Source organism: Peptoniphilus sp., assembly GCF_022767005.1.
GTDB lineage: Bacteria > Bacillota > Clostridia > Tissierellales > Peptoniphilaceae > Peptoniphilus_A.
In genome coordinates, this window is sequence record NZ_JALEOV010000078.1 from 1 (window position 1) to 4966 (window position 4966).

6 protein-coding genes and 1 pseudogene are annotated in these 4966 nt (G+C 27.9%); all 7 read right to left on the reverse strand.

Annotated elements, in window-relative coordinates; all coding sequences use genetic code 11:
• Nucleotides 1-418: AAA family ATPase (locus MR285_RS06180; RefSeq protein ID WP_293559109.1), on the reverse strand; the 418-nt coding region annotated here is incomplete at its 3' end.
• Between the two features lie 393 nt (nucleotides 419-811).
• Nucleotides 812-1318: a hypothetical protein gene (locus tag MR285_RS06185; protein WP_293559111.1), complete on the reverse strand. Its 507-nt coding sequence runs from the start codon at nucleotides 1316-1318 to the stop codon at nucleotides 812-814.
• Nucleotides 1308-2180: a hypothetical protein gene (locus MR285_RS06190; protein WP_293559113.1), complete on the reverse strand. Its 873-nt coding sequence runs from the start codon at nucleotides 2178-2180 to the stop codon at nucleotides 1308-1310. The genes MR285_RS06185 and MR285_RS06190 overlap by 11 nt, the downstream gene beginning before the upstream one ends.
• Nucleotides 2181-3266, reverse strand: a complete 1086-nt coding sequence (locus MR285_RS06195) for a DNA cytosine methyltransferase (RefSeq protein WP_293559115.1) — start codon at nucleotides 3264-3266, stop codon at nucleotides 2181-2183.
• The gene (locus MR285_RS06200) at nucleotides 3256-4254 is read right to left on the reverse strand and encodes an adenine-specific methyltransferase EcoRI family protein (protein WP_293559117.1); all 999 of its coding nucleotides are present in this window, start codon (nucleotides 4252-4254) and stop codon (nucleotides 3256-3258) included. Before MR285_RS06200 ends, MR285_RS06195 begins: the two co-directional genes overlap by 11 nt.
• A 21-nt stretch (nucleotides 4255-4275) precedes the next feature.
• Nucleotides 4276-4497: a helix-turn-helix transcriptional regulator gene (locus MR285_RS06205; RefSeq protein WP_293559119.1), complete on the reverse strand. Its 222-nt coding sequence runs from the start codon at nucleotides 4495-4497 to the stop codon at nucleotides 4276-4278.
• Between the two features lie 107 nt (nucleotides 4498-4604).
• Nucleotides 4605-4799, reverse strand: a pseudogene (gene mobC, locus MR285_RS06210) (plasmid mobilization relaxosome protein MobC); the annotation flags it as partial.
• Nucleotides 4800-4966: the final 167 nt, after the last annotated feature.

A 4966-nucleotide genomic window follows, 5' to 3' on the forward strand; every position in this document is an offset into this window, starting at 1 on the left:
ATGTTAATAAATCATTATAGCCCTCATCCGTAGGGTGATTACAAACTATAAATGTAGAAGGCTTAGGTTTAGAAGTTGTTGCTTTAAAAACTTTCTTAATTTCTAATAGTCCATCCGAATTTAGTAAATACTCTTCGTCTAGTTTTGTTTGAGACGATGAATCAATAGAAATGGAATTCATATTTGGTAAAAATACACATGTAATTTCTATTAAATCATCACCTAGATTATGATTAACAGATAAATCTTCTCTTTCACAAACTACAATTTTATTATTGAAAAATATTTCCAAAGCCTCTAATATTGTTGATTTACCTGCATCATTTTTGCCAACTATTGTTGTTAGTTCGTCCATTTTAATTAGAACTTCATCTTTATATCCTCTAAAATTCCTTATTTTAACACTTTTTAATTTCATTATAATACTCCTGATATAATTTTATTTAAATCTACAATTTCATTCAAACTTATAAAAGTTGTCTATTCCTAAACCATTAATAGCTTCCTCAAACTCTTACTTCTTAAGTGCTTTATTAAAAAATGGAAGTCCTATAATCTTATACTTATTATCATCTACATAAGTTTTTGTAGGTATGCCTTATTTTTCAATTTTTAGTAGGAAATTTCCTTTCCATTTATCTTTTCATAATAAGTGCTTACCTTTAGGTTCAATAAAAATTTGTTCTTGCAAATATACACTTAGCCTTTCTTTTGTAAAAATAACAAAAAGTCTGGCTCAAATCTTTTCCCTTTATCAAACCCATAAATAATCAAGGCAGGAATTCTATCATTTCTTACCAAATAAATTTCATCATATTTTAGGTACAATAGAATGGTTGTTTATACCATTTTTAGTAATGTCCCACTTTGCAACTTTAATTTTTTTAATTCTCCTACCACTTCCATAATCAAGCAGGTCTTCTCTATTTAGATTATTTAATATCTTGTTCAAGCTACCTAAACCACTAGATGATAGTAAATAAGCTTCTTCTGGATCACATAATTTACAATATACAAGTAGTTGACCTAAATCATGTAAATTTAATGCTGTTTTCTTAGCTTCGATAAAATAAATTTCTGCTTTATCATTCCATTTAACTATTCCCAAAACATCTATCTGTATATTTAACCCTACTACTTGAGGATAATATTTCAGTACATCATATTTATATAAAACAGAATCCAAGTCTACAGAATGGCTATCTTCAATAATAACAGAACATTTCTTATTCTTATATTTATCATTTAGGTATATTTCTAGCCATTTACACATAGGGTTATACAACTGAATCTCAAGTTTAACATTTTTATTCAGCATACCCTAAATCCTTTGCTAAATCTGTCCAAGAATCATAATGTTTTCCACGTATTTTTAAAGGCAGACTAGCATCATTTTCCATAGGATGTTTTTCTTTTTTTCTTATTCTTACTGGTTTTTCCCAATAAAATTTATGTGTTTTATTTTCATCCATATATTCTAACAATTCTTCCGCATATTTTTCTAAGGCTCTTTGCTTATGAACAATGTTAAATCCAATTGGTAGAAATTCATTTGCCCATATTTTTACTTGATGTTCTTTTTTCCAATAATTTGGTTTTCCTTCATTATATTTTTTTAAGTTTGAATCTCTAAAATTCGGATGACCAAAATCCATTGTTTGTATTGGTATACCTAATGTTTTCAGCATATTTGCAATATCAATGACAAATTGCCAATTCCCAGGTATTTCAATATAAACTCTATGCTGTCCCTCTCGACCGTATGCCATATTACTTCTTCTTATATAACCAGTAACATCAGCTACTCCTCGTAATAATTCTTTTTTCTCATCAGTAGTTATATTAAACAGATCATCATTCATTGTCATAGTAGAATGATGGACACCATTTCCTATAAACCTTAAAATTTCTCTCATTGTATAATCTTCATTTGATTTTGTAAAAGAAATTTTTGTAGCTCTTTTTGTTTGTGTAATAGGAATTGAGTGACCTATCAAAGGCTCTATAACATTCCTAATATCAGCCAAGCTACTTTTGACATAAACCGATACCTCTAATCCATCGTCATCTTTTAAATTTTTATGAGGAATTTCTATAGTTATTGTTGTATCTCTTTTATTTCTCTGTATTTCTCCATTGCCTAATATCATTCCTATTAAATAAGCCATTTGATTATTCATTTAAATTTCCTCACTTTCTTTATTCGTAAATGCCTTATATATTTGATCAGCTATAGCTTTTGCTAATAATGGTGGAACTGCATTACCTATCTGAGTTCTTATGTCAACCTTATTACCATAAAAAATAAAATTATCATCAAACGATTGTATCCTAGCAGCTTCTCTTGGAGTTATTGACCTATTGAGGTAAGGATGATTATTAGTTCCATTTGATGCTGCATCGAACCTTGTATCAATTGTTGGAGATGGTTCATCCCATTTTAAACGTCCCCATGTAGAATTAAATTTTTGATTCCCTAATAAGTGATCAGGCAAATACTCTTTACCTTTTTCAGGTGGAATCATACTTAACTTTTTAATAGCTACATCAGAATGATTTGACGCTTTATGATTATATAATTTTTTAGATCCATATCTCATATTCTGTTGATACTCTGAATTCGGATTGATTTTATAATCTTGTTCAAAATCTCCCTCATTAGAGTTTAAAAAAGATAAGTCACCAATAGCTTCCCTAACAGTAACAGGTTTAATTACCGAAGGTTCTGGCAACTCAATTTTACTACTTTTACTGCATATAAAGATGGCTCTCTCTCTATTTTGAGGAACCCCATAATCACTTGCCTTTACGATTCCATAGCTAACTTTATATCCTAAATTTTTAATTTCTTTTATAATTTGCTCTTTAAACCATCCATTGGAAGTAGCTAATAAATTTTTGACATTTTCAATGACAAATACTTCAGGATTTATTCTTTCTACTATGTGAAGGTATTCTATAAACAGAAAATTTCTAGGATCCTTTAAGCCAAGTTTCTTGCCTTTTAAAGAAAATCCTTGACAAGGAGGTCCGCCTATAATCATATTAACTTTATTTTTTATAGATAAATCAACTATATTATCTTGAATTTTTTTGTCTCTAATATCACCTATTATCACTTTAACTTCAGGCATATTTTTAATAAAAGTTTGTGCTAATTTGTCGTTTACATCTAATGCTATTTTCGTGGTAAAGTTGCTATTTTTATGCATTCCATAAGACATGCCCCCAGCACCACAGAATAAATCTAATATTCTAAATTTCATAAGATTCTCTCTTTCGTTTTCTAATCAGTATTCTCTTAAAAGTTTCTTTGCCATTAATAACTGGTTTAAATAAATCAAACTCATTATCTGATCCATGATTGGCTTCTCCTATTATCTCATAAGATTTTTCATCATAATATTTTAAAAAAGTAATAGGCACACCCATTATTCCATCATAATCATATGGAATTTCTGAAACTTTTGAAATGTGAATTGCATCAAAGTTATCATACTTAGGATACTTACCCTCAACATATTTATGTTTTAAAATTAGTTGGTTAATATTTTTATTTATATCTAAATTGGTTAACCACATAGCATTTCCTATGCTTCTCCATTTTTGACCTGATTCATCAATCCAAAATCTTGTTTTTCTAGGCTCGGTATCAGCAGGAACTTTAAACTGCATATCTCCAAAATGATACCCAATTTTAGCTTGATTCATTTTTATATAGGGGAATATCTCTTTATATGTGATAGCGTTTTGATTGCTTATTAACAAATATTTTTTATTATATTGAGATATTAAAGAAAATAACTCAATAAATTTAGAAAAAGGTGGATTTGTAACCACAATATCGGATTCAATTAGGTATTTAATAGATTCTTCACTTCTAAAATCACCATCTCCAAGTAATTTTTTTACAAAATTGTTCTCTTTTATATATAGCTCTATTTCTTCACCATATAATGAATTTGGTAAATGGTCTATTTCTAACACCAAGCCTCTATCACAATCTGACGAATGCATTTTTGATTTTCCATAAGATATGCAAATAAGTTTTTTAAGCTCTAGCTTATTAAAATTATTCAAAAAATATTTTGAGAATGAAGATTCATAAGGATCATCACAATTGCATAATACAATTTTATTTTTAAATTGAGGCATATAATTAGACAATTCTTTTTCTACAGTTTCATAAGTTGTATACCATTCATCGGTATTGCTTTTACTGTATTTTGCTTTATTTAAAATTGAATTTCCCAAATTATTCTCCTTACATTTTAACTAATGATTTTCTGTGCTAGTTTTTTCACATTCAACAATATCTGATATATCACAATCAAGTGTATTACAAATTCTTAAAAGCACATCTGTAGTAACATTTTGTCCATTTTTTATTTTATAAAATGTACTTTTACTTATTTGTGCTTCATCCATAAGTTCAGTACTTTTCATTTCTAAATCTATAAGTTTTTTAAACAATTTTTTATAACTAAATTTCATCATGAGATATTCGAAACAACTCCCTATATTTATCTATATTACCTTAATTATACCATTAAAATCATTCTTTTAACAGGCTTTTATTCCCTTATCTCGAACTGAATGAAAAATTATTTTCTTAATAAAAGGGAATGTATATCCCATATTTCTTTTGACAATTTTTCTATTTTTTCTCTCATATAGTCAATATCTTTTTTATAAATAACACCAGTTGTATTAGTAGCTTTTGCAATCTGGTTTATATTATTTGTTGCATTTGAAAGTAGCCATTGGAGATGTCTAAATAAATTAATCCTCATAATATGTACGCAAAAAGACCGCAGCCTAAAAACTACGGTCTAATTTTTGCCCAAATGTAAATCACTTGGAACTATTACTTAATTTATTCTTTTTAACAAATGTTCCCATTTTGGTCCCAGTTACAGTTTTTTATCTTCTGTAACCGTTGATTTTACAAAGCTTTTAATTTTTT

What these genes read in the sequence shown, in the direction of transcription:
- MR285_RS06185 (WP_293559111.1), bottom strand. Translation starts at nt 1,318, where the DNA reads ATGCTGAATAAAAATGTTAAACTTGAGATTCAGTTGTATAACCCTATG.
- MR285_RS06190 (WP_293559113.1), bottom strand. Translation starts at nt 2,180, where the DNA reads ATGAATAATCAAATGGCTTATTTAATAGGAATGATATTAGGCAATGGA.
- MR285_RS06195 (WP_293559115.1), bottom strand. Translation starts at nt 3,266, where the DNA reads ATGAAATTTAGAATATTAGATTTATTCTGTGGTGCTGGGGGCATGTCT.
- MR285_RS06205 (WP_293559119.1), bottom strand. Translation starts at nt 4,497, where the DNA reads ATGATGAAATTTAGTTATAAAAAATTGTTTAAAAAACTTATAGATTTA.